Source organism: Flavobacterium sp., assembly GCF_043760115.1.
Taxonomy (GTDB): domain Bacteria; phylum Bacteroidota; class Bacteroidia; order Flavobacteriales; family Flavobacteriaceae; genus Flavobacterium.
Genome location: NZ_JAYUPK010000157.1, coordinates 1 through 4,859, shown reverse-complemented (window position 1 = coordinate 4,859; position 4,859 = coordinate 1). Strand labels below are relative to the sequence as shown.

At 28.6% G+C, this 4,859-nt stretch carries 8 protein-coding genes; 2 read left to right on the top strand and 6 right to left on the bottom strand.

Annotated elements, in window-relative coordinates:
* On the top strand, nucleotides 1–811 hold an 811-nt coding region (locus tag ACH2BC_RS13575), incomplete at its 5' end, for a T9SS type A sorting domain-containing protein (RefSeq protein WP_395054548.1).
* A 181-nt stretch (nucleotides 812–992) separates the two neighbouring features.
* Here ACH2BC_RS13575 and ACH2BC_RS13570 read toward each other — a convergent pair.
* Both ACH2BC_RS13570 and ACH2BC_RS13565 read right to left on the bottom strand, forming a co-directional pair.
* Entirely contained in the window at nucleotides 993–1,289 is a 297-nt protein-coding gene (locus ACH2BC_RS13570; RefSeq protein WP_395054547.1) for a DUF721 domain-containing protein, read from the bottom strand.
* Between the two features lie 44 nt (nucleotides 1,290–1,333).
* The gene (locus tag ACH2BC_RS13565; protein WP_395054546.1) at nucleotides 1,334–1,753 is read right to left on the bottom strand and encodes a hypothetical protein; all 420 of its coding nucleotides are present in this window, start codon (nucleotides 1,751–1,753) and stop codon (nucleotides 1,334–1,336) included.
* Nucleotides 1,754–1,855: 102 nt separating this feature from the next.
* On the opposite strand from ACH2BC_RS13565, the gene ACH2BC_RS13560 reads away from it, so the two are divergent.
* Entirely contained in the window at nucleotides 1,856–2,938 is a 1,083-nt protein-coding gene (locus ACH2BC_RS13560; protein WP_395054545.1) for a serine hydrolase domain-containing protein, read from the top strand.
* 148 nt (nucleotides 2,939–3,086) lie between these two features.
* Here ACH2BC_RS13560 and ftsY read toward each other — a convergent pair whose 3' ends face one another.
* From ftsY to rpmB, 4 genes are all read right to left on the bottom strand, one after another.
* Entirely contained in the window at nucleotides 3,087–4,040 is a 954-nt protein-coding gene (gene ftsY / locus ACH2BC_RS13555; protein ID WP_395054544.1) for a signal recognition particle-docking protein FtsY, read from the bottom strand.
* Nucleotides 4,041–4,173: 133 nt separating this feature from the next.
* Nucleotides 4,174–4,326: a DUF4295 domain-containing protein gene (locus tag ACH2BC_RS13550; protein WP_395054543.1), complete on the bottom strand. Its 153-nt coding sequence runs from the start codon at nucleotides 4,324–4,326 to the stop codon at nucleotides 4,174–4,176.
* Nucleotides 4,327–4,395: 69 nt separating this feature from the next.
* Nucleotides 4,396–4,578 carry a 50S ribosomal protein L33 gene (gene rpmG / locus ACH2BC_RS13545; RefSeq protein WP_395054542.1) on the bottom strand — a complete coding sequence of 61 codons (183 nt, stop codon included), beginning with the start codon at nucleotides 4,576–4,578 and terminating at the stop codon, nucleotides 4,396–4,398.
* A gap of 28 nt (nucleotides 4,579–4,606) precedes the next feature.
* On the bottom strand, nucleotides 4,607–4,843 hold the full coding sequence (rpmB, locus tag ACH2BC_RS13540; protein ID WP_395054541.1) for a 50S ribosomal protein L28: 237 nt from the start codon (nucleotides 4,841–4,843) through the stop codon (nucleotides 4,607–4,609).
* Between the last annotated feature and the right edge of the window lie 16 nt (nucleotides 4,844–4,859).

Here is a 4,859-nt window from a genome sequence, read left to right as displayed (position 1 = left end):
AGTTTTAAATACAATTACTACATACTATTGGAGAGTTAGAAGTACAAATATTTGTGCTACATCAGTAAATTCTAGTGTGTTTTCATTTACAACGGCCAATATTAGTTGCGCAAGTTATAATGCTTCAACAGGATTACCAATTGCAATTTCAGCTTCTGGAATTAATACTTACACTTCAACAATTAATGTTGCGTCAAATTTAGTTATTACAGATGTTAATGTAAGAGTAAATATTACCCATGCTTGGGATGCTGATTTGGATATTACATTAACAAGTCCATCTGGAACTGTAATTGAATTAACAACAGACAATGGAGGCACTGGAGATAATTATTCAAATACAATTTTTGATCAACAAGCAACAACATTAATTACTGCAGGTGCGCCTCCATATACTGGATCATTTATACCAGAAGGAAACTTAACATTATTAAACGGTCAACTGTCTGGTGGAAATTGGATTTTATCAGTTACTGATGATGCAAATGATGATGGTGGAACTTTTAATAGTTTTGGTTTAGATATTTGCGCACAAGGCAATTTAGCTGTAAATCAAAATCAATTTACAACATTCTCAATATTTCCAAATCCAAATAATGGACAGTTTACAATTAAATTAAATTCTAATTCTGATGAAAAAATATCAATTTCAGTTTATGATGTTAGAGGAAGACTTGTTTTAGATAAAAATTATGATTCAACAGGAAATTTTGAACAAGATATTGATTTAAATAATGTTGAAGCCGGAATTTACTTGATAAAAGTAAGTGATGGTTTAAACCAAACTACTAAAAAAATTATAGTAAAATAATTTATATTTAAAAATTTAAAATCCCATTTCGTTACTGAAATGGGATTTTTATTTTATAAATGTTTTTGACTGATTAATAAAAATATATTCCAAAATTCTAAACATTTTAAAAGTTTTAAACAATATCAAATTACTAAACTACTCAACAATTTAAACTCTTAAACTACAATTTTTAACTTTTTTATCTCAGAACAACAGCAGTAATTACATCTTTTCGTAGCTCTTCGTTTATCATTTTAATTATTTTATCTTTACCATAACTCAATTCTTCTCGTAAAACTGCCGAAGTTAATTTTACATAAAGTGTACTTCCTTTTAAAACAACTTCTTGCGTGTAACTATTTACGCCATTGCCCATTAGACTTTTCCAAGCTTGTTCAACATCAATTTTATCCATACCATTTTCTAGTTTATTTACAACTATAAACTGTTTTAAAACGTCGGAAATGGAACTTTCGTTACTGCTTCTTTTAGCCATTTGTGCTGAATTTACTCGTACTGAATTTGTTTCAGTATAAAATATTATTTAAGTGAAAATGGAATTTGTTTTTTATAATTATATTCTATTTTATCTTGATTTTTTACTGTAAAACTTGAATCTTGAATAAAAACAATTTGTTCTTTCCATTTGGCATAATCTGTTTTGTAATTTATGTAAAATATACCGCTAGAATCGGTAATTGTAATTACTTCAATAATATCGTTCACCAAATATTTTCCATCATATTGTGGGTATACTTTTTTTCGAAATCCTTTATTGTTTTTAATTTCTATATAATCTATGGCTTCGTTAATTTTATATTCTTTCTTGTCACCGTCTTGTTTTATAACTTTTTCTATTTCCCAATATCCATTTAACTTTACAATATCTGATTGCTTAATTGTTTGATTACAAGAGTAGAAAGAAAACGAAATTAAAACTAAAAATAATATATTTTTCATAATTTATTTAAAATTTAAAATTACGATATAATTTGAACAATAAAAACTATTTTTGATTAAACCTTTTTAAATTTGCTATGTCCTATTTACAAAACTTGTATTATGAAAAAAATTATTTGTTTATTATTTTTATCAATAGTAATTTTTGCATGTACAGAAACCGATTGTGGTTGCGCTGCTCCACCAATTGAAGCAATGTATTTTCCGCCAATTGATGGAAGCACAGCTTGGGAAACTAATACAATTGCCAATTTAGGATGGAATCAAAATGCGGTTCAACCTTTATTAGATTATTTAGAATTAAAACATTCTAAATCGTTTATAGTATTGGTAAATGGTAGAATTGTAATGGAAAATTATTTTAACGGTCATACTGCAACAAGTCCATGGTATTGGGCAAGTGCTGGAAAAACTTTAACGTCTACTGTAACAGGAATTGCAGAACAAGAAGGATTAATAAATACTAATAATAAAGTTTCTACTTATTTAGGAAACGGTTGGACAAGTGCGCCATTGGCAAAAGAAAATCTAATTACTTGCAAGAATTTATTAAGTATGAATTCTGGTTTAAATGATGCTTTGGGCGATGATGTTTCACCTGCAAATTTACAATATTTACAAGATTCTGGAACGCGTTGGGCATATCACAATGTGTATGTAAAATTGCAAGATGTTATTGATGTTGCTACTCCAAACCATACTTGGACAACTTACTTTAATGAAAAACTAAAAAATAAATTAGGTATGACAGGAAGTTGGTTAACTTCTGGAAATACTGGAAGTTTAAGTGTTTACTGGAGTAACTCTAGAAGTATGGCTCGGTTTGGATTAATGATCTTAAACAAAGGAAAATGGAGTGAAACCACTATAGTTAATGAAAATTATTTAGGTTTGGCAACAAATACATCACAAAATATAAATCAAAGTTATGGTTATTTATGGTGGTTAAACGGAAAAACTAGTTATCATTTACCGCAATCACAATTACAAATAAACGGAAGTATCATTCCAACTGCGCCAAACGATATGTATATGGCTTTAGGAAAAGACGATCAAAAAATATATGTTGTTCCTAGTATGAAAATGGTAATTATAAGAATGGGAGAAGCAGCAGATAATGTAAATTTAGCTTTGTCAGATTTTGATGAAACTTTATGGACAAAGATTAGTGCTTTGTATCAGTAGATTTTTTAAATTATTAAAAAAGGCAAAATAAAAAATTATCAGTTACAAATAAATTTTAATTAAGAAGATAAATACAATTAAAAATTATCTTGTCAATCTGAGCTTGTCGAAGATTAAACAAACATTGATTTACGAATTGTAAAGCTATTTACTTAAAAAACGAATCAACAAATTCATATTTATTAAAAACCTGCAAATCTTCAATGCCTTCTCCTACTCCAATATATTTTACAGGAATTTTAAATTGGTCTGAAATTCCAATTACAACACCACCTTTGGCTGTGCCATCAAGTTTTGTAACTGCAAGACAAGTTACTTCTGTTGCTGCTGTAAATTGTGTAGCTTGTTCAAATGCATTTTGACCAGTAGAACCATCAAGTACTAACATTACATCGTGTGGTGCATCTTCAACCACTTTTTGCATTACTCTTTTTACTTTAGTTAATTCGTTCATCAAATTAACTTTGTTGTGCAATCTTCCTGCAGTGTCAATTATTACAACATCTGCGTTTTGAGAAACCGCACTTTGTAAAGTATCAAAAGCTACTGATGCTGGATCACTTCCCATTTGTTGTTTTACAATTGGAACTCCAACTCTATCTGCCCAAATTTGTAATTGATCAATTGCTGCTGCTCTAAAAGTATCCGCAGCACCAAGCACAACGCTGTAACCTTGTTTTTTTAATTGATAAGCAAGTTTACCAATTGTTGTAGTTTTACCAACGCCATTAACACCAACAACCATAATTACATACGGTTTTTTGTCTTTTGGAATTTCAAAATCTTTGGCTTCGCCAGAATTAGTTTCTGATAATAATCCAGAAATTTCTTCTCTTAGAATTTTATTTAATTCTTCTGCTCCAAGATATTTATCGTTAGCAACTCGTTGTTCTATTCTAGCAATTATTTTTAAAGTTGTATTTACACCAACATCAGATGATACTAAAACTTCTTCTAGATTATCTAGAACTTCTTCATCAACTTTAGATTTTCCAGCAACTGCTTTAGTTAGTTTAGAAAAAAATGATGTGCTCGATTTTTCTACCGCTTTGTCAAGGGTTTCTTTTTTTTCTGAAGAAAATATTCTTTTAAAAAAACTCATTTTTATTTAAGGATTTAAGAATTAATTGTTTAAGAATTTTCTATAACTACTAATACTAGAATTACTGTACAAATATAAAAATAAAAAAGCCACTTTCGACTGAAAGTAGCTTAGTTATATAAACTTTGTTAGATTATTTCTTAGCTAAGAAACTATCTACTTCCTCTGGTGTCATAATACTTTCAACAAAAGTGTAAGCTCCAGTTTTAGGAGATCTTACCATTTTTATTGCTTTTGATAATCTTTTAGAAGATGTTTGTAACGATGCTACGGTTTTCTTAGCCATAATATAAAGTATATTTTGATTTAAATAAATCTAAAAATGTTTACCATTTAAGATTTAAAATAATTCTAATTATTTAATTTCTTTGTGAACAGTCATTCTCTTTAAGATTGGATTAAATTTTTTAATCTCTAATCTGTCTGGAGTATTTTTTTTATTTTTGTTAGTAATGTAACGAGAAGTTCCAGGTAAACCTGTAGTCTTGTGCTCTGTACATTCTAAAATAACTTGTATTCTATTACCTTTCTTTGCCATTTTGCTTTATAGTTGTTTTTGGAAAAGATTATTTAATAAATCCTTGTGCTTGAGCTTTTTTCAAAACTGCCGCAATTCCATTTTTATTAATTGTTTTTATTGTAGATGCAGCTACTCTAAGCGAAATCCATCTGTCTTCTTCAGGAAGATAGAAACGTTTTTTAACTAAGTTAACAGAAAACTTTCTCTTAGTTTTGTTCATAGCGTGAGAAACATTATTTCCTACCATCGCTCTTTTACCTGTAAGGTCACAAACTCTTGACATTATGCTTATCTTTTAT